The organism is Bacillus sp. 0909A (genome assembly GCF_036765115.1).
GTDB classification, from domain to species: Bacteria; Bacillota; Bacilli; order Bacillales; family Bacillaceae; genus Bacillus; species Bacillus mojavensis.
Genome location: NZ_JBAIZU010000003.1, coordinates 414,959 through 435,550 on the forward strand (window position 1 = coordinate 414,959; position 20,592 = coordinate 435,550).

Sequence of the window (20,592 nt, forward strand, 5' to 3'; positions counted from 1 at the left end):
ACGTGACTCGGTTAGGAGCGATAATCATGCTTCAGAATATGATTTCTAAAGACGATGTGCTGGCATCGGCTGAACAATTAAAAGAGCTTCTTCCTTACAGAGAGGAAAATGTTCAGCTAATCAAAAAAGCCCTTATTTTATATCGGCAGGATTCAGTCTATCGTTTACAAGCAGTGAGTCCGACGGAAGTTACGGCTTACGTGCAGGATGTTGTGCCTGTGCGGGTCACATTGAACTTATTTGTCATAGCCAAAAGCGGCTGTTCATGTCCGTCTGGGAGAATCTGCCGCCATAAGCTGGCTGTTTTTTTATATGTATATGCAATGTTTGAACGAGTGGGAACTTTTACAGAGCACTGGCTGGAGAGGGAAAAGCTTGAAGAAAGCAAAGAGCTCGTCCGGCGTCAATTCCAAGAGAAGGTGCTGCCTAATGAAGAGTCGCTTTCAAGCTGGCTTGCTTTTTTCGATTCAGAGTTTTCTCTTTGGCAGGCACGCACGCCTGAAGGCAGCCAAAACATGCAGGGCCTCTATTACGGCTATCTGTCTGCTTTGAAAAAGCATGCCCCGATCAAGCCGGAGCTGAAAAGTCTATATCAGATTCATTCAGCGATCGCGGTGTGGCTTCGCATGTTTACATTGATTGAAGAAGGAAAACTGGACCCCGAGCGCGATTTTTATTCCCTCAATCCTTATGTCGAACAGCTGATGGACACGATCTACAGCTCAATTGATAAATTAAAGACGTACGCACTGTCGTTTGCACTCGATCCTTTTCTGGAGAAAACGCCGGATGTCATTCGGAATCTCTTATTGAAGGAGGATATCTTTCAATATGAACGCATCCGCATTTTCGGTGAAATTTGGAGCGCGCTGTTGCCGCGGCCGAAATGGGTGGCGCGTGAGCAAGAAATCCTGCAAAAAGAAGCCGGACGGCGATTTTCTCCTGAATTGCAATTCGGGCGTCTGCATCTGGAATTTTTGCAGAAACATGATGATGCGATTTTTGCGGAAACCGACCAATTCCCTCCGGAGGCGCTGCCGTATACGTTCCAATGGCTGAGTGAAATCACCGCGAAAAAGGATTGGAAACGGCTCAAGGCATGGTACCTCCGTATTGAATCGATTGCGATTGGTTATACGAAGCTGGAAAAGCCGTTCAAAGAAATTCGCGACGTAATTGGCGAGCTGTTCCTTCTGCTGAACGCGTATGTGAAGCAAACCAATGACCAAGCACTGTTTGAACGCTATGCAACAGGCTGTCTGCCGTATACTTTCACAGAGTACAGCCATCACTTGTATGAGAAAAAGCGTTATGCCGAGTGGGTCGAAATCCACAGTCTTGTTGGCTTTTCAATCTATGAAATAGATAAAACGATGCTCAAAGAAATTGCGGCGAGCGATCCCGAGGCCCTTATACCCGCTTACCACAGAGAAGTGGCCTTTTTCATCGATCAGAAAAACCGCAGCTCTTACAAGGAAGCGGCCCGGTATTTGAAAAAACTGCGGACGCTCTACAAAAAAGCGAAAAAACTGAAGGTATGGGAACGCTATATTCAGCAGCTGAGCTCACATTACAAGCGCCTGCGCGCCCTTCAAGAAGAACTGCAGAAAGGAAAGTTGATTGATGGCGAGTCTTAAAGAAATACTTATTCACGTCGAACAAATGGAAGACGGGTCATTCACGCTCTCAGCCTTTGATGAGAATGAGCAGCCCCTTCCCTACAGCCACATGAAAAAGCATTTGTTTCAATGGCACGAATCCTCATTTTACGGAACCTTCCTTGAGGATGTCAGCTTCATCGGGACAACCGCGGTTTTGCTTTCTCCATGGATGACTGTAGAGCTTCTCGGCAAAAACTCGTTCAACTCATTCAGCTCCGTGCAGCTCACAAAAGAAACGGAACCGCTGATTGAGGCAGCGTCCACCATTTACGAATTTATCGCGGACGGCGATTTCCTGCCTGACTACGAAGCATGGACAAACGGTGTTTTCCGCTGGAAGGATCGGGACAGCATACTGGATGGCTTTACTGCGGAATGGTTTTCAGCCGCGGTGCAGGATTATATTCAATATGACGACGAACTGCGTGAGAAATGGGAAAATATCAAAGAGAAATCACCTGCGGTCACAACATTTCGCGGACATTTTCTGGATGAAGAGGATTTTCTCGAAGGCATCGGCTGGGTTGACGATCAAACCCCGTTTACGGTCGGCCTCCGCTTGAACGAACCAGACTTTGACGGCGATGATTGGAAAATCGAAATGTTTTTACGCGATAAAAAGAGCGGCACGGTTGTATTTTTTGACGGGCTGAAGAGCCTCAAAAAATCGTGGCAGGCCTACAGCGATAAAATCGCACGGGAGCAGGACCGCTTTCATAGAACGGTTCCATGGCTGTCATTTGATTCCGGCACGACGCTGATTTCAGAGGAAGAAGCCTGGATTTTCCTGTCAGAGGCAAGTGAGACGCTTGTCGATATGGGCGTTGAAATTCTTCTGCCATCCTGGTGGCAGATTGTCAGAGACAGCAGCATGATGCTTAAAGCAAAGGTGTCTTCCGCCCCGCGCGGCGAGTCATTTGTCGGCATGAATGCGCTGCTTGATTTTAACTGGCGGTTTGCGACAAATGGCATTGAGCTGACAGAGGATGAATTTAACGAGCTTGTCGCGAGCAACAGGCGCCTTGTTAATATTCGCGGGCAATGGGTGAAAATAGATCCTCAGTTTATCAAACAGATGAAACGGCTGATGGAAAAAGCGGAATCAGAAGGGCTCCATATGTCTGATATTCTGGCACGCGAGCTGATGGATCAGCGGGAAGGCGGGCTTGAGGATTCAGACATCATGGATACATCCGCTTTTGCCGGTATTCAATTCGACCTGTCAAAACAGCTCAGATCACTGATTCGAAAGCTGACAACTGCGGAAAATCTGCCGGAGCATGAGGTCAGCCCCTCCTTTCAAGGAACGCTCCGTCCGTATCAGAAATACGGCATGAATTGGCTGCTGTTTCTGCGGCAAAGCGGTTTTGGCGCCTGTCTGGCCGATGACATGGGGCTTGGGAAAACCATTCAGATGATCGCCTATTTTCTTCATGTGAAGGAAAGCGGACGGCAAAACACGCCGAATCTGATTATCGCGCCGACATCCGTACTCGGCAACTGGCAGCGGGAGCTTCAAACCTTTGCGCCGAATCTGTCGGTCGCTCTCCATTACGGCCCGCGCCGTCCGAAGGGAGAAGACTTCACCGGCTATTATGATAACGCGGATGTTGTATTAACCTCCTACGGGCTGTCGCATGCCGATTCTGAAGAGCTTTCTTCCGTGACATGGAGCACAATTTGCCTTGACGAAGCGCAAAATATTAAAAACGCGCACACGAAGCAATCACGCGCAATCAGAAAGCTGAAGGGCATTCACCATATTGCGCTGAGCGGAACACCGATGGAAAACCGTTTGACTGAGCTATGGTCGATTTTCGACTTCATGAATAAAGGCTATCTCGGCAGTCTGACTGGTTTCCATAAACGCTATGTATTGCCGATTGAAAAGGACCGGGACGAAAAAAGAATCGGACAGCTTCAGCAATTAATCCGGCCGTTTTTGCTGCGGCGGACAAAACGGGATGAGGACGTCGCTTTAAACCTTCCCGACAAGCTGGAGCAAAAAGAGTTTATTCCGCTGTCAGCCGAACAGGCATCTCTCTATGAGCAGCTGGTGAAAGATACTTTTGAACATATGACGTCACTGACAGGCATGCAGCGAAAAGCCCTGATCCTCAGCATGCTCGGACGGCTTAAACAAATATGCGATCATCCCGCGCTTTATTTGAAGGAAGACCAAACCGAGCTGCTGGCCGGAAGATCAGTCAAGCTTGAAAAATTGCTTGAGCTGATGACGGCGATCCGCGCCCAAAACGAAAGCTGTCTCATTTTTACGCAATATATTCAAATGGGGAACATGATGAAGCGATTGCTTGAAAAAACCTTCGGCGAACCTGTACAGTTTTTGAACGGGAGTCTTTCTAAGCAAGACCGCGATACACTCGTTGAGAAATTTCAAAAGAAAGAATACCCGACACTGATTCTATCGCTGAAAGCGGGCGGAACCGGACTCAATCTGACAGCCGCCAATCACGTCATTCATTATGACAGATGGTGGAATCCGGCTGTTGAAAACCAGGCCACTGACCGGGCATACCGCATCGGGCAAGAGCGATTTGTCCATGTTCATAAAATGATTACAACAGGAACAATTGAAGAAAAAATTGATATGATGCTTGAAACAAAGCAAACACTGAATGACCAAATTATCCAAAGCGAAAACTGGATTACCGAGCTGTCCACAGATGAGCTCGAAGAATTATTCACATTAAGCGCCTCAGCACAGGCACAATAACCACAAAAAAGCTGGCTCCTAAAAAGAGCCAGCTTTTTCCGTTCATAGCCGTCACGCCGAATTTCACAGAATCCGTTACGCCGGTTATGTTCAGGATGCACTTTTTTTCAAAAAATAAACCTTACAGCAAATGCCGAATCATATGGGCAACGCCGTGTTCATCATTGGTCAGAGTTACAGCGCCGGCTATCGCTTTGATGTCCTCCCGCGCATTGCCCATCGCTACACCTTTTCCGGCAGCTTCCAGCATGGATTTGTCATTTAAGCTGTCGCCCACGGCTGCTGTTTCATTCATTGGGATGTTAAGCCGCTTTGCCAGTCTTTCCAGCGCCTGCCCCTTGGATGCCTTTTTGGAGGATAACTCAAAGTTATGATCAGCAGAGCTGACAAGTGTCAGATCTTTATCATGCTGGTATCTCTGCCAGCCGGCCTTCAGCTTTTCTTTGAAGAAAGAAAAACCAAGAATGTTGTAAAAATCAATCTGTTTATCCTCCTCAAAGAGCTCTTGAAACGTGTCGATATAGGCGAAGCCCGATTGACTGTATTGCACCTCGGCTGCCTGTATCAGAACAGAAAGATCAGCCTCTGGATTCGCACTTTTAACCCGGTCAAGCTCAACATCAAGGAGCTGCCTGCCGTTTTGCGGCGTGTAAATGGCTGAGTCTGTAAAAACCTCGTAATAATAGTTTTCTGATTCGAGCCATGAGAGAATGTCATACGCCCGTTTTTTATCGATTGTTTCCGAATGAAAAAGCCTGCCGTCAGGGTCGTGAATGACGGCGCCGTTCGCACTGATAACCCACGTTTTGATCCCGAGCGGTTGGAATATGGACACGACATCAAAATAAGCGCGTCCCGTTGATACAACAACCTCAATCCCGTCCTGCTGTGCCTGCCGCAGAGCATTTTCATTTTCTGAGCTTACTTGATGTTTGCTGTTCAGCAAGGTTCCGTCTAAGTCAATCGCAATCAATTTCACGTTGATCAGCCCTTTCTTTCATCTTGCTCTGTCACGAGAAGTTCGACGCCATTAAGATCAAGCAAGTCGCAAAACGCCTGATCAGGCAGCCGGTCTGTGATTAAGAGATCAATTTCACTCAGCTCAGCGTACTGATAAAAACCGGTGCTTCCCAGCTTTGAATAATCCGCAAGGGCGATCACCTGCTTTGCCTGCTGAATCATTTTTCGCTTCACCAGCCCATCTTCTTCATGCGCGATCGTAATGCCGTGATCAGAAATGCCGACAACACCGATCAGCGCTTTATCGACGTGATAGCTTGAAAGCTTTTCAATCACAGAGGCGCCGTACAAAAAACGGTGCTCCTTTTCAAGCTTGCCTCCGAGAAGATAGATCTCAATACCACCTTTGTCTGAGAGCACTTCCGCGAGATTAATGGAGTTGGTGATAACCGTGCAGTCATCTGCATTTAAGTGTTTAGCGCACGCCTGAACGGTTGTAGACGCATCTAAAATAACCCGGTCGCCATTTTGGATCAGCGATGCAGCGAGTTTGCCAATCTTATTTTTTTCCTCGGACACTGTTTTCAGCCGGCCGGAATACCCTTGGATTTTCTGATGCACAGACGGCAGAATGGCGCCGCCTCTTGTGCGGATAATGGCATTCTGTTCCTCCAGCTTCACAAGATCCCGCCTTGCTGTATCTCTGGACACCTGAAGGAGCGTACAGATCTGCTCCGTTGTAATGCGGTTATGCTCTTTTAGATAATCCACAATCGCTACTAATCTTTCTTCTTGGTACACGCCCTCAATCCTTTTTATATGTCGTTATCTTTAAGTAATTATAAGTTTTTATATATTAACAATCAATATTTTTAAGTGAAATTAAGTAAAAATGCATCGTAAGAACCAATTTTTCCTAGAGCAAACAGAAAGAAAAAACCAGTCTGGTCGACTGGTCAATTCAGAGGGGGGTGATGCGAAGATAAGTAATCGTGAATGGAATATAAAGCGGGAGGAGCAGGGGTATGTCAATCGGCAGCTTTTTCCCGAGGTTTAGGATCCATAAAACGAACAGTGTCAGCCATCACTTCAGTTACATACACTTTGACACCTTCCGCATTTTCATAGCTCCTTGTCTGAATCCTTCCGCTTAGGCCGACGAGAGAGCCTTTTTGGCAATATAACGCCGTGTTTTCGGCCATTTTTCTCCAAAGCGTGCAATTGACGTAATCCGCTTCAATATCCCCCGAAGCATTTTTGAAGCTGCGGTTAACCGCGATCGTAATGTGTGTGACTGCCGCGCCTGCGGAAGTGTATCGAAGCTCTGGGTCTTTTGTTAAACGTCCGACAAGCATGACCTGATTGAACATTGCGATTCCTCCTCTCCTTGCGGTTACACGTATTGTAGACGATGCATCGAAAAAAGAAAAACGCCTAAAATTGAATCTCAGCCTCTGTTTTTATCTTTCGTTTTCATTTTTCCCTCAGCTAAAAACAGCTTTTGTTTTTTCCCTCTAAAGAAATATGTATTTTTCAAAAACCGGAAAAACAATTTAGATGTCAGCCAATGCTGCGTATTCATACAGACATAAGAAGATCCGTCCCATGCAAACCACTGAAAGCTAAGCTTCTTTTCCGGCAGCGACAGCTGGATTTTGTACTGTTCCATCCCATCATAAGTTTCGTATAAAAAAATCATCCTCTCTTTCCTATATAGATGAACCTCAAAAATATCTTTACGGCTTAACATATAAACTTCGCTCGTTTGAACCATAGGCTGATCCGTCGGAGTGCCGTCAATATAAATTTCCTTTAAATGAAATCGATTCATACACACCTCTCCGTAATCCATAGTCAGTTACAGTATAATGAAAAAATAGAAATTATTAAATGTTGTACCGGACAAAATAAATTGTCCCCAGCATTACAGCGTTTTCACGGAAAAATGAATATGTGTTATAATTCATTTTAAGAATTCTTTGTAAGTAAATGGGGTGAGATAAAATGAAAACCTTTAAACTGGTTGATCTGAACGTGGAACGAGTGGACAAGGAAGAAAAGTCAATTGAACAGTTTCCCCTTATTGACGGACTGATTATCAATAAAGAAGACGGCGAAAATCACTGGCTGATTGAAGCGCTTGTTCCGAAGGAGCACATGTCTTTTTTTGACCAGCTTCAAAAAAAGCAAGCTGAGGTCAAAGTATTTGTGACGATTACGAAAAAAAGCAACCGCCCCGCCCAGCTGACTGCAGCTGTGAAGAATATTGCTGAACTGGAAGAAAGCATTTCGGTTTTAATTTACGGACAAATGGTGACAAGAAAACAGCAAGGCACTGAAACCATTCTGGAATCTCTTGTGAAAGAGGGCTATACAGGAGCGAAGCTGATCGAGGCGTTTAAACAGAAGATATAAAAGAGAGTGGAAATCATCCCCTCTCTTATTTTACATATGCTGAGGTGATACGTATGAGTAAGCGAAAAATTCAAACGGTTATATTATCACTTATCGGCGCGGCTGTCCTTATGACATCGAGTTTGCAAACACCTAGAGAAGCTGATGCTGCCGAGAAGAGGCTTAATCTAAGGAAGATGAATGTCGATGAATTCTTCACTGATCACGACGGAACTTTTATCTTACGTGATCTAAAAAACGAAAAAACATTCATCTATGACAATCAACGCGCGAAACAAAGATTTGCGCCGCAATCCACTTTTAAAGTCCCAAACGCGCTCATTGGATTACAAACAGGCGCCGTTAAAGATGAATATGACATCAAATACTGGGACGGTGTGAAACGTGAGCTCGATATCTGGAATCAGGATCACACGCTCGGATCTGCCATGAGATACTCTGTTGTTTGGTATTATCAAGCGATGGCACGAGACATCGGAGAAGATCGAATGAAGGAATGGATTGATAAAATAGCTTATGGCAATCAAGATATCAGCGGAGGCATTGACCAATTTTGGCTAAGCAGCACACTTAAGATTTCTCCTTTGGAACAGACTGACTTTTTGGAAGCCTTATACAAAGAAAAACTGCCATTTGATAAAAGCGTAATGAAAACGGTGAAGCGGATGATGATTCAGGAGGATGAAGATCATTATACCCTTTATGGAAAAACCGGTTCAGGTTCAGGCATCGGCTGGTATGCAGGCTTTGTCAAAACTGAAAACGGCGTGTATAGTTTCGTGACGAACATTGATGGTACCGGCACAGAAGCGAAAAGCATGACAATGGACATATTAAACAAATATATACTGCATTAGAATAAAGCCTGCCTTTTATCACAAGGCAGGCTTTTTCATTCCCCTATAATCAAGTGAAAAATAAATGGCCTACACACATCTTCACATTCCGCTACTCGATCTGTCATTTGTATGACCGACAATCTCAATCAATTTCCCTTTCACTGCGAGACGTCCTTCGGTTTCCACAGCTTTGTCGCATGTGATTAATGTGATTTCCTTTTCTTTTGTATCCTGGATCACATCTGCATCTACTTCAGAAATATTTTTTATTGATGTCACAGAGTACATATAATCGTTTTTGAAATCTGTGATGACAATTTTGGCACCTTTTTTTATGTTAGCCAGAGGTCCGAATAAAAGGCTCTTCTGCTTCAGGTGATGGCCTGCCAATGGATAGTTTCCCTCGCCCATTTTCTGATCCGGGCGCATTGTAGCCGCTCCGATCAACAGGTTTTCATTGGTGGTTCCTTTTAATATGGGGAGCTCCAGATCCACACTTTCAATGGTAATTCGGCCGATTATGGCCTTCGGATCCCGATCGAAGCCCGCATTTATAGCTTCCTTTAGCGTGGGCGGCTGAATGGAATTGAAATCAAATTCTGCTTCTTTTTTATTATTTTCTTGCAGCTGCTTCACAGTCAATTCTGACTCATACTGGTTTTTGCTAAGGTAGGCGATGAGACTTCCTTTTATGAAAGGAGAAAAGATAAGCAGCAGGCCGGAAAGAATAAACACCGCTATGATTATCTTTTTATACATACTGTACATCCCTTTCTTTTGCGTCATGCTATGGTTTTAAAAAAGCACCTGATCATACCTTCAATGATCAGGTGCCATCACATTTAAGCCTTTCTTTGTCTCTTTCTAGAGACATGAGCCATAGCTCCGCCTGCTAAGAGCAGCAGAATGCCGATCATAACCGGCACCGTACTGTCTGTATCACCGGTTTTTGGAAGGGAATTGTCTGTTTTGGTATGGTCAGATGGATCATCGGCTTTTGGATGTGAATTGTCTGTTTTCACATGACCATCTGTGCCATCGGTTTTTGGATGCTGTCCATCTCCCTTCACATGTTTATCCGGTGTATCATTGCTCGGCGTTGGCGTTTTTAATTTTTGATTAGAAGCAACAACCTCAACAGGTTTTGACTGTCCTTTTTCAATTGTGAAATCGATTGGTGTTTCATCCAGTTTATAGCCATCGGGCGCCTTTGTTTCGATAAGCTGGTAGCGTCCCGGCGCAAGGCCTTTGATAGTGAAATGTCCATTTTGATTTGTTTTCCACAATTCAGGTAGATCTTTGCCGTAGCCGTCATTTTTTACAGGCTTGCCGCTCGCGTCCAATAACTTGAATTCAGCACCCTCCAAAACGGCTTTTTTATCGTCTTGATCCACTTTTGTCAGTTTCACGTCACCTGGTGTCAGTATGTTCTCTGCGGTGATTTCAACTGGCTTTGTTTCAGTATTGGTGATCGTGAACGATATTGGTGTTTTATTCAAACTGTAATTCACAGGTGCTTTTGTTTCGATAAACTGATATTCTCCCGCTTTGAGACCGTGTACGGTAATCTGTCCTTTGTCATCAGTGATGAGACCGGATTTCAAAACTTTGCCGTTGGCATCAGTCAGTTTGAACTCCGCTCCTTGAAGAACTTTCTCTTTATCATGTTGATCTACTTTTGTAAGAACGACACGGTTCTCGATGTTGACAGCTGTTACTTCAACTTGTTCTGGTTGGCCGTCATGTTCAGCCTTAATGGTGAACGGCACCGGGCTTTCGGATAGGAGATATCCGTCTGGCGCCTGTTTTTCAACAAATTGATAACTTCCCGGAGCCAAACCGTCAACCTCAATGTTGCCGCCTTCTTTTGAGACAAGGTCATCTCTTACTGTGTTTCCATTCTTGTCAACGATTTTGAAAATGGCACCGGCTACTCCTTTTTCATCTTGGTCTACTTTCGTTAACTGAACGGAGCCTTTATAGTTAATGGCTATCCCGGCATCAGCTGACTTTGGCTTTCCTTCTGCTGATTCGGAGATGGTGAACTCTTTTCTCTCAGTGTTCAGCACATATCCTTCAGGCGCTTTCGTTTCGACAAAGGCGTAGCGTCCAGGTACGAGACCTGAAGCTGTGATCTTTCCATCTTTATCCGAGGTCAGCTCTTCTTGAACCGTATTTCCTTTGTCATCGACAATCTTGAAGACGGCCCCTTCAAGTTTCTGCCCTTCAGCATCTTCCTTCACCAGCTGAACGGAGCCTTTATCATTAACGGCTATCCCGGCATCAGTTAATTCCGGCTTTCCTTCTGCTGATTCAGAGATGGTAAACTCCTGTTTCTCAGTGTTTAATACATAACCCTCAGGTGCTTTCGTTTCGACAAAAGCGTAGCGTCCAGGTATCAGGCCTGAAGCTGTGACCTTTCCATCCTTATCTGAGGTCAACTCTTCTTGAACCGTATTTCCTTCCTCATCGACAATCTTGAAAACAGCCCCTTCAAGTTTCTGCCCTTTGGCATTTTCCTTCACCAGCTGCACAGAACCTTTATAGTTAACGGCTGCTCCGGCATCAGCTGACTCCGGCTTTCCTTCTGCTGATTCGGAGATGGTAAACTCTTGTTTCTCGGTGTTTAATACGTATCCCTTAGGCGCTTTTGTTTCGACAAAAGCGTAGCGTCCCGGCGCAAGGCCTGAAGCCTCTACTTTTCCGTCTTTATCCGACGTCAGCTCTTCTTGAACCGTATTTCCTTCGTCATCGATAATCTTGAAGACCGCTCCTTCGAGTTTCTGGCCTGCGGCATCTTCCTTCGTTAAATAGGCCCTTCCTTGATAATTGACCATTTCTCCTAATTCTACGTCAGACACCTGATTCTTATCATTCTTTGCGATTGAGAAATGAATTGCTTTTGTATTCACGATAAACCCAGCAGGAGCTTTCGTTTCTGTGAGGCGGTAATAGCCCGCCGGCAAACCATTCATTTCGATTTTTCCGTTTTTGTCGCTTTTGATATCCGTTTCTATCAAAGTATAGGTGCCGTTGCCCGCTTTTTTCTCCAGCTTGAAAACAGCACCAGCTAAAGGATTTTTTTGTTCGTCTTTTTTGATAAGCGTCACCTTGTTCTGTTGATTTACGACTTTGTACAGCGCCCCTGTCTTGGATGAGTTGCTGTCTATCTTAACAGAGACTCCTTTTGCATAAGCATCGCTGATGGTATATCCGTCAGGCGCTTTTACTTCTTTTAATACGTAAGAGCCGTAGCGAATATTTCCGAATGTAAGCTTACCCTCGGCCCCTGTTGTGCCGGTGCGCAGGAGCTGCTTGGCGTCTTCAGTCCATAACTGAAACTCTGCTCCTTCAAGAGCCTTATCGTCCTCTCCTGTCTTAAAAATCGTCAGGCTGCCTTTTTCTCCAGATCCGGAACCGTCGCCGCTTGAAATGGCAACAAAGATCGAGCTGCTGTTTTCCTGAGTCTGCTCTTTCACATTTGTTCCAGAAATGGACACCTTATTTTTAACGTGCCCGTTCGTGCCGGCTATATTAATCAGAGACCGGTATTTGATCACATAGGCACGGTCAATTTGCTTATAGCTGCCTATGAATTGCAGGACAAACGATTGTTCACCTGTTGTATTGTCAGTTTTGATATCTACCGTGTAGTCTTTGTCTTTTTGAAGCTCGACATCGCCTGCGGTCAGATTTCCGCTGCTGTCTTTGACCACTCCGTTTTCATCATATTTTGCTTGATATACTTTAAAAGACGCTGCATCTAGTATTTGATTATCATCTGGCGTGTCAGTAACTTTCACGTCATCCAGCGTTGATTGGCTAGAGTTGACATTGATATTCCAATCGATGTAGCTTCCATTTTGTTTGCCGCCTTTGAAAACCAGGTTTCCTCCGTTCACAACCGAAACAGAACCCGTCAACGTGCGGTCTGCATAACCGTCATTATGGTATGTTGCCTTGTTTGTGTACTGATTCTGGTCAATGACCTTTCCTTTGAGCGATGTCTTAAACTCAATCAGGTATGGCACAGAATCGCTCGTTTTAAGGTGTACTGTCAGAGTGCGTTCATTTTTTTCTGAAGGCTCTTCGACCTCATACTTGGAAGGGTCAAGCGCGTCTCCTTCTGTGATGGAGCCGTTTTTATTGATCGTATAGCTCTTTACCACAATGGAACCCGGCACAAAGTGCTGAGGATCTGTTATGGCATCTTTTATATAAGGATTTTTTGTCGGTTCGCCATTATAATTGATGCCGACTTTCCACGTGATTTCCTTTGAAACTGCGTTATATGAACCGTTTTTGAAACCATTATTTGAAGTCTGATGATTCGGTGTAAAACCGCTTGATACCTTATTTGTGCGGTCATTGCCGTATTGATCAGTCCATGTTGAATGTGCTGTATTCTTGACGCTTTCGTTAGAATAATCAGCATTGAATGTTGTTGTGTAAGTGATCTTAAACTGACTGTCTGTTTTTTTGTAATCCCCGATCAATGCCAAAGTAAAGCCTTTATGGTCGGGTTTTTTTGTCCACGTGTAGTCTTTGTCTTTCTGCAATGTTTTGTTGTTTGTTGTGTCTTGAATCTTGAACGATTCATCAATCAGAACCAATCCGCCGCTTTCGAATTGGTCATCCAACGTCCAATTGTTCATCTCATAGTTGTTTTTATTAATTGTAATCGTCCAATCAACCGTCTTCTTCTCATAATCAACGTTTGAATACCCTTTGATGAGGTTCTGCTGAATGGCTATTCCAGTAGCTTCTTTAGAATCCCCTGTTCCGGTCACCACGCTATTGGTGTATGTTGTCGATTTATCAATGATCACTCCGCTGTTGACCTTTGTTTGATATATGATTTTGTAAGCGCTGGTAACGGTTTTATTAAATTTGATTTCAAATCCGCTTCCATTATCGATCAGCGTGTAATCCTCGCCTTCCTTTAAAGGCGTGCCCGCTTGCTCGCTGCCATTCTGCCCAAAGGTAATAGGAATAACCTTCAAGGAATCTTTTACGAGGTGCAAATCACCAGTTCCAAAAGAATCCTTAATGCTGGCCTTGGATTGGTCGATCTGTTTCTCACCATAGTTGTATGAAAGAGCCCAGCTGAATGTTTGAGATTCTCCATCATAGCCGGTCGATGATTTTGCGATCATTTTTCCATATTTGGCCGCAACAGTGGCTTCTGCAGAAATTGGTTCCAGATTGTCTCCGCTGAATGCCGCCTTGTTCGTCAGCGATATATTTCCGCCTTCACTCGGCTTTGCACTATCGTCAATGTCGGTTTCGTACACAAGGCGGTAGGCTGAATCAATTGTCCCATCAAATGTGACATTTCCTTTTGAATCAACGCTGTAGCCGGAAGAAACTTCATTTCCTTTGCTGACAGAACCATCAATGTTCACATTGAGTTCATACACTTTAACTGAACGGTAGGTTAAACCCTCTGGAAGGCTTTCCGTGAGTTTGGCATTCTTGACTTGATCTAACTTTTTATTGACATCGACCGTCCATGTTACTTTACCGGGGTTGATGCCTTTATCCAGTGCACCTGATTTATCAATGGTTTTACTCACATTTGGTTTAAAATAAACTGTTGTTTCAGGAGTATCAGAATTCACAGGGAATGGAATCTTTTGTGTTGTCGAACCCGTTATTTTTTTCTCATTGAACTGCGTATTGATAACCAATGTTCCTTTGACATTAGAATGTTTTTTCACCTCGCCGTTAAAGGCCATCACCACATGCCCGTTCGTATCAATTGAAAATGTTCCGTATGTGGTGTCTCCGGCGCTTAACGGCAGGTTCATAATGTCATTATGCATAATAAATTCTTTAGGCAAATCAAATTCATATTTGTCGCCGGCATTGATTGTTTTTCCTAAATCGTCAGGAATCGCCCAATCAATTGAAATTTTCACCGGAGAATTCGTATCGGCGCGATTGCCCTTGTCATATGGCTTTCCGTTTTCGTCCGTCAATGTCACACCGGTTAAAATATGTTGCGTGATTTGTTTTTCTTCAGTTTGTAAACTTCTGAAAGCTGATTGACTTGAGGATGACACTTTTTTTGAATCTTTATCCTTTGAGGAATCACCGCTCTTAGAGTCGGCTGACGGTTGCTGTTCTTCCTCTTTTTGATCCTTACTGACTGGAGGTGCAGATTTGTCATCTGTCTCTTTCTGATCACCATCAGTATCAGAAGGGTCGTTTTTTGGCTCTTCCTCCTCGTCATCTGGTGATTCATCTTTCTTAACAGGAATGATCACCTGCTGGGTTTTGCCTCCCCCTAGATGAAAAAGGGCTGCTACTGTATGTTCATCGTCTTTTGCATCTGCAGTAAACGCGGCTGACAGTGTAATGGTCCCCTTGGCATTCGGAGAATCCGCGAATGCAGTTGTTAATTTTACCGTCATGGTGCTGCTGCCCGCCGGCACTTGATAGCTGCCGATGACCTGATCAGCAGATTTGACCTCACCTTCTGCACCTTTATCAAATGTAAAGTTTTTAGGGATCTCCACATTGATATCCTGTTCACTATCTGCTTCTACATCTTTTTTCAATGACCATTCATATGTCAGTGTCACATCATCCCCCGGCGTTAATGCCGGTTCGTTTCCTTTTGATCCGTCTACAATCTGGTTCTTGCCGTCCTTGACAGTCACCGAATCGAAGAATTGGCTGTCACTTGACGTTACATCCACAGCCTGTGCGGTAAGCGTATAGCTGGCGATCTGACTGAAGAAGAAAAAGATGGCAAGGCTTATGATCATAACGATCCGCCCGCTTTTTTTCAGCCCTAAGGGAAAACTCCTCGTTTTCAACTTTTCATTCCTCCCTTTCATATCTATTTTTCACTTGCTGATTGATACACGAGACCATAAAATCATGTCCCATCCCCCACAATTAAACTACTAATGCCGAATGAGTTTTAAAACTAAGATTTTCCATCCGAACCAAACTACATTGTATGAAATGGAACTATACAATTTCTGTACAACAAAAAATCATGTATGATTCAAGTGAATTGGAGAGAATTGGAGATTTGAAGTTTCAGACATATGGCGAGGGCCTTCCCTTTAGGTGACATGTACAAAAAAACCAGTGTGCATCGAAAGGCAATCGACACTCACTGGTTTGGATACGTTTTCTCTTCTTTAATTAATCTGATCTTTCATTTGTTTGTAGCGCTGATATTCCTTTATCGCCTCTTCTACCTTCCCGTTTTTGTTAAATATCTGCATTTTGTATTGCATAATTTTATGATCGAAAGGTTCAATTTTCTCAACCTGCAGACAAATGTCCATCGCTTGACTGTAGTTCATTTCATGCATGAAAAAATCAATCAGTTCATACGCCTTGCCGATCCACAATTGGGCAAGACGCGTTTTTTCCGGTTCTGCCCACAAGTAGCCGTACTCCATAAAGTAATGGTTTTCGTATGACATTAACATATCCATGTGCTGGTGTAAGGTAGATGTATTAAGCGGCGGAGCCTCTTTTAGTGACCTTTCCCATTCAACAACATCAATTTTTACTCCTGAAAAACGAAGAATATATCCTGTTTCGGTTTTCTCAATTGATTGGCCGAAAGGAACCTGGCCGATTAATTTCCGTATTTGGTAAATGGTTGAGTAAAGCTGAGTGCTTGCTTTTGAAACATCATAATTGGGCCAAAAAAGGTCGATTAACAGGTCTTTACTGACGACACGTCCTTGATTTTGAAGTAAAAAAGCATAGATTTCACGCGCCTTGGACGTTCTCCATTTGACCGGTATGTTTGTCTTGACACTATTTAAGGTTTGATGAAACTGCAGGCTTCCAAAACATTGAATGAAAAAATGCGCCTCGGTATTTTCTGCAGGTGCCCTGAGCTTGTTATTCGTTCTGATACGTTCAACTGTTGTCTCAAGCCGCTTGTAAATGACAGGCTTCAGCAAATAATCAATGGCATTCAGCTCAAACGCTTTGATAGCAAACTCATTATAAGCCGTGATAAAAACGACTTGGACGTTTTCATTCTGCGATTGAATCGCTTCAGCAAGCTCAATGCCATTGATCCCGGGCATTTCAATATCAAGAAACACCGCATCTATAGCAGGAATCGCCGGATGCTCCAGAGCTTCAATCGGATCTTGAAATGCCGTAATAGATTGAAAGGCATTTGTCCGTTCAAGCATATTCTTAAAATGAAGCAATGCCAGATGCTCATCATCAACAATTAACGCGTTCAAAAACACATCCCACCCTATATGTAATCGAAATATCAGTAATTCTATTATATCATGCCAAATAGCCCCTTTAATTGGATTCTTTTTCTTTCTATTGTAGCTTTTGAAAGTTTACATTTACAATATTTATAAAAAATAGGAATGTAGAAGATCCTATTATAAAGGAGCATTGATATGAAAGAAAAATTTATTTTCATTTCAATTATTTTCGGTTATGCCGCTTTCTTTATGGCTTTTATAGCGATTGATCATTTTTCTGGATCAACACTTCCTGAAGCAAAGCATGGGGTCATGAACTTGGAGAACTGGGATTTTCAGAAGGATGGGAATGTACAGCTGAACGGAAAGTGGACATTATATCCAAATCAGATTTTATCGCCAAAAGAGATTGCTTCAGCAAAAGGAAAAGATCCCCTCTTCGTTGATGTCCCCAGTAATGTGAAGCTGGCCAAGCAAGGTATCAACGTGGATTACGGAACATACAAGCTGACGATCAAATCAAAGCTAGACAATCAGGTTTTCGGGATCAGCACGTCGTTTATTTACAGTGCAAATCACAGCTATTTTAATGGACAAACCATAGGGCAAAGCGGCAGCCCCTCAAATAAACCTGATTTTACAGCACAAAACAGACCGTATACGAGCTTTTTTCCGCTTCACAAGGGTGATAATGAACTTGTCGTACAGTTTTCGAACTTCGGAAAAACGCCGGGGTGGGGAATCGCAAAGCCGATTACCTTTGGAACCCAGGACCAAATAGTGCGTGAAAACAAAATTTCCTTTCTTAATGATACGGTCATGATTACAGCATTTTTCATTACCGGATTATATTTTCTGGGCTTTTACCTGCAAAGAAAAAAGGATAAACATTTGCTGTTTTTTTCTGTTATGTGCCTTCTGTTTTCATTCATTATTCTGATGATCGGAAAAGAGCGGATTATATTCCTCCTCTTTCCGTCCATTTCATTTTCATTGTTAAATTCAATGAGGGCAATCTCAACTGTGTTTGTCAGTATAGCGGTTTTTCTCTATCTCTATTTTGCTTACAGAGAGATTGTGTCAAAACGTTTTATTCTCATAGCCACTGTTTCTTGCGGGCTGGTCTTGATCATAGATTTTTTAACCGTTGGGTTTATCGGTCACTCCTCATACATACTACATTCCGTGCTAGCCGTTTCGACCCTGGTTTATATCACATATATTTTTACGATCGCAGCGATCCGCAAAATGGAAGGAAGCCTGTATCTGACAATCGCTTCTATATCAATGAGTGCTTTTGTCATTTTAACGACCATCTCCGCTTACACAGGAAAAACGGCTTTTTCTTTTAATTCGATCTATTCATTGCCGACAGTCATTGCGTTGCTGGCGATTGTTCTTCTCATGGCACAGCAATTTGCCGGTGCATTCCGCGAAAATGAAGTGCTGTCGTGGAAATTACTCAGGGTTGACCGGCTGAAGGATGAGTTTATAGCGAAGACATCGCATGAATTTAAAACACCGCTGAACAGCATTATTAATATATGCCAAACGTTGCTGGCCGGCAAAGGAAAAAGAACGATAGAAGAAGAGAAAGAAAACATCCAGCTTGTTATCCGCATGGGCTACAGGCTGTCCAATCTGGTGAATGACATCCTGGATTTAGAAAAAATAAAGCAAGGCATGCTTCAGATTCACCCGGTGCCTGTTGATATTTATGCTTTAGTTTGTTCGGAAATGAATTTCTATAATCTCTTATCGAGACATAAAAACTTAAATATTATGAATCATATTCCAGACGACCTTCCTTTAGTGCTCGCAGATGAAAACCGCTTCCGCCAAATATTAACCAATTTAGTAGACAATGCAATCAAGTATACAGCGGAGGGCCAAATCACACTTTCTGCTTCAAAACTGAACGATAACATGATCAAGGTGACAGTTACGGATACCGGAAGCGGCATTTCCGAAGCCGATCGCCAAACCATCTTTGAGTCTTTTCAGCAAGCAGAAATGAATAAAGACGACGGAGCCGGTCTTGGCCTCAGTATTGTCAAACAGCTGGTCCAGCTCCAAAACGGAGACATTTGGGTTGAATCAGAAGAGGGAAAAGGGTCGGCATTCCATTTCACATTGCCCATTGTCCATCATGAATCTGTGCCTGAAACCAAAACAAATCTTCCAGAATTACAATCCGGGCTAGAGATGTCAGGTATCTCTTTAAGCACGCCCTATTACTCTGAGAAAATTGACGCTCCAACCATTCTGATTGTCGATGATAACATTGACAGTTTAAAAATTTTAAGCGATATGCTTGAAGGCGTGCCCTACAATGTAATTGCTGCAAAAAACGGAACGGAAGCATTAGAAGTGGTTTCTTGCACGAAGCTTGATTTGGTGATTCTGGATTTGATGATGCCGGATATGACTGGTTTCGAAGTCTGTATGAAAATTCGTGAACGATTCAGTATGGTTGATCTTCCTGTCCTGATCATTACAGCAGCCATCATCGGCCATGACAAATACAAGGCTTTTCATGCCGGAGCAAATGACATCTTGCAAAAACCGTATCATTACTCTGAATTTATGGCGCGTATCAAAAACCTGATTATGATGAAACATACAGCAAACCAAGCGACAAATATGGAGATGGCATTTCTGCAGTCGCAAATCAAACCACACTTTCTCTACAATGTGTTAAACACAATTATTTCACTCAGTCATTTGGATATTGAAAAAGCGCGAGAGATAACAGCTGAATTTACTAACTATTTAAGAATGAGTTTTGATTTCCAAAATACATCAGCCATCAGTTCATTCAGAAACGAGCTTTCTATTATCAGTTCCTATCTTTCTATAGAAAAGACGCGCTTCGGCGATCGGCTGGACATTCTTTTCGATATAGACAAAGACATTGACTTCATCCTTCCGCCTTTAATGATTCAGCCATTGGTGGAGAATGCAGTCCATCATGGCGTCAGCAAAAAAAGAGGCGGAGGATGGGTTAAGCTGACCGTAAAAAAACAAAGCAGGAACGAATATTACGTCGAAGTTGAAGATAACGGTGTTGGCATTGGACCGGAAAAACAAAAGGATATCCTGTCTCAAGACTTCGATCGCAGCGTCGGACTGAAAAATATCAACCAGCGGCTCAAGCATTTTTGCGGCAGTGAATTGAACATCCGCAGCATCCCGGATGCCGGCACAGCTGTTTCGATGGTCATACACATTACTGAAACAACAGATTCTCCTAAATTCATAAGCGCGTATCCGGATGCAGAGGAACAATAAAGAATACGGTAATACCTTGATCTAAAAAAAAGACTGCCGCATTCCAGCGGCAGTCTTTTTTTATTCTGGAGATCTTGTCTGCTGCTTGAGCAAGTCCCTGATTTCTTTCAATAACTCTTCTTGCGCATCTGCCGCTTCCTCCTCGGCCTCTTCTTCCGCTTCTTTCTTGCGCCGCAATTGATTCAAAGTCCGAATCATAATAAAGATAGAGAACGATATGATCAAGAAATTCACAATGGTTTGAATGAAGCTGCCGTATTTGACGACCGCATCACCGAATGTAAATGACAGTCCCGAAAAATCAAGCCCGCCCAGAAGCAAGCCAACTAAAGGCATAATGATATCATTAACGAGCGATGTGACGATCTTACCGAACGCGCCCCCTATGACAACACCAATCGCAAGGTCAACAATGTTCCCGCGCATGGCAAAGGTCTTAAATTCTTTCCACATTACAATCACCTGCTTTTTTGTTTTGA

13 protein-coding genes and 1 pseudogene are annotated in these 20,592 nt (G+C 43.5%); 6 read left to right on the forward strand and 8 right to left on the reverse strand.

Going from position 1 to position 20,592, the window contains the following annotated elements:
• Positions 1 to 26: 26 nt before the first annotated feature.
• Together V6D42_RS12275 and V6D42_RS12280 are read left to right on the forward strand one after the other, a co-directional pair.
• On the forward strand, positions 27 to 1,637 hold the full coding sequence (locus V6D42_RS12275; protein WP_333513407.1) for an SWIM zinc finger family protein: 1,611 nt from the start codon (positions 27 to 29) through the stop codon (positions 1,635 to 1,637).
• Positions 1,624 to 4,398 (forward strand): DEAD/DEAH box helicase, encoded by a 2,775-nt coding sequence (locus tag V6D42_RS12280; RefSeq protein ID WP_333513408.1) that lies wholly within the window; start codon positions 1,624 to 1,626, stop codon positions 4,396 to 4,398. Before V6D42_RS12275 ends, V6D42_RS12280 begins: the two co-directional genes overlap by 14 nt.
• Positions 4,399 to 4,519: 121 nt before the next feature.
• Here V6D42_RS12280 and V6D42_RS12285 read toward each other — a convergent pair whose 3' ends face one another.
• From V6D42_RS12285 to V6D42_RS12300, 4 genes are all read right to left on the reverse strand, one after another.
• Positions 4,520 to 5,377 (reverse strand): Cof-type HAD-IIB family hydrolase, encoded by an 858-nt coding sequence (locus V6D42_RS12285; RefSeq protein WP_268471624.1) that lies wholly within the window; start codon positions 5,375 to 5,377, stop codon positions 4,520 to 4,522.
• A gap of 5 nt (positions 5,378 to 5,382) precedes the next feature.
• Positions 5,383 to 6,159 carry a DeoR/GlpR family DNA-binding transcription regulator gene (locus tag V6D42_RS12290; protein WP_333513409.1) on the reverse strand — a complete coding sequence of 259 codons (777 nt, stop codon included), beginning with the start codon at positions 6,157 to 6,159 and terminating at the stop codon, positions 5,383 to 5,385.
• Positions 6,160 to 6,386: 227 nt separating this feature from the next.
• Positions 6,387 to 6,728, reverse strand: coding sequence for a single-stranded DNA-binding protein SsbB (ssbB, locus tag V6D42_RS12295; RefSeq protein ID WP_333513410.1), 342 nt, complete (start codon positions 6,726 to 6,728; stop codon positions 6,387 to 6,389).
• 77 nt (positions 6,729 to 6,805) lie between these two features.
• On the reverse strand, positions 6,806 to 7,189 hold the full coding sequence (locus V6D42_RS12300; protein ID WP_326328918.1) for a hypothetical protein: 384 nt from the start codon (positions 7,187 to 7,189) through the stop codon (positions 6,806 to 6,808).
• A 173-nt stretch (positions 7,190 to 7,362) separates the two neighbouring features.
• On the opposite strand from V6D42_RS12300, the gene V6D42_RS12305 reads away from it, so the two are divergent.
• Both V6D42_RS12305 and blaOXA read left to right on the forward strand, forming a co-directional pair.
• On the forward strand, positions 7,363 to 7,773 hold the full coding sequence (locus tag V6D42_RS12305; protein ID WP_010332168.1) for a YwpF-like family protein: 411 nt from the start codon (positions 7,363 to 7,365) through the stop codon (positions 7,771 to 7,773).
• 53 nt (positions 7,774 to 7,826) lie between these two features.
• Positions 7,827 to 8,630 carry a class D beta-lactamase gene (gene blaOXA / locus V6D42_RS12310; protein WP_333513411.1) on the forward strand — a complete coding sequence of 268 codons (804 nt, stop codon included), beginning with the start codon at positions 7,827 to 7,829 and terminating at the stop codon, positions 8,628 to 8,630.
• 81 nt (positions 8,631 to 8,711) lie between these two features.
• Here the strand turns inward: blaOXA and V6D42_RS12315 are convergent, their stop codons facing one another.
• From V6D42_RS12315 to V6D42_RS12325, 3 genes are all read right to left on the reverse strand, one after another.
• Entirely contained in the window at positions 8,712 to 9,371 is a 660-nt protein-coding gene (locus V6D42_RS12315; protein ID WP_333513412.1) for a class A sortase, read from the reverse strand.
• 83 nt (positions 9,372 to 9,454) lie between these two features.
• The gene (locus V6D42_RS12320) at positions 9,455 to 15,436 is read right to left on the reverse strand and encodes a SpaA isopeptide-forming pilin-related protein (protein ID WP_333513413.1); all 5,982 of its coding nucleotides are present in this window, start codon (positions 15,434 to 15,436) and stop codon (positions 9,455 to 9,457) included.
• A 333-nt stretch (positions 15,437 to 15,769) separates the two neighbouring features.
• Positions 15,770 to 16,846, reverse strand: a complete 1,077-nt coding sequence (locus tag V6D42_RS12325) for a response regulator (RefSeq protein WP_333513414.1) — start codon at positions 16,844 to 16,846, stop codon at positions 15,770 to 15,772.
• A gap of 795 nt (positions 16,847 to 17,641) precedes the next feature.
• On the opposite strand from V6D42_RS12325, the pseudogene V6D42_RS12330 reads away from it, so the two are divergent.
• Both V6D42_RS12330 and V6D42_RS12335 read left to right on the forward strand, forming a co-directional pair.
• Positions 17,642 to 18,904 (forward strand): annotated as a pseudogene (locus V6D42_RS12330) (ATP-binding protein); the annotation flags it as partial.
• A gap of 228 nt (positions 18,905 to 19,132) precedes the next feature.
• Positions 19,133 to 20,113 carry a histidine kinase gene (locus V6D42_RS12335; RefSeq protein ID WP_333513727.1) on the forward strand — a complete coding sequence of 327 codons (981 nt, stop codon included), beginning with the start codon at positions 19,133 to 19,135 and terminating at the stop codon, positions 20,111 to 20,113.
• A gap of 60 nt (positions 20,114 to 20,173) precedes the next feature.
• Here V6D42_RS12335 and mscL read toward each other — a convergent pair whose 3' ends face one another.
• The gene (gene mscL, locus V6D42_RS12340; RefSeq protein ID WP_010332174.1) at positions 20,174 to 20,566 is read right to left on the reverse strand and encodes a large conductance mechanosensitive channel protein MscL; all 393 of its coding nucleotides are present in this window, start codon (positions 20,564 to 20,566) and stop codon (positions 20,174 to 20,176) included.
• Between the last annotated feature and the right edge of the window lie 26 nt (positions 20,567 to 20,592).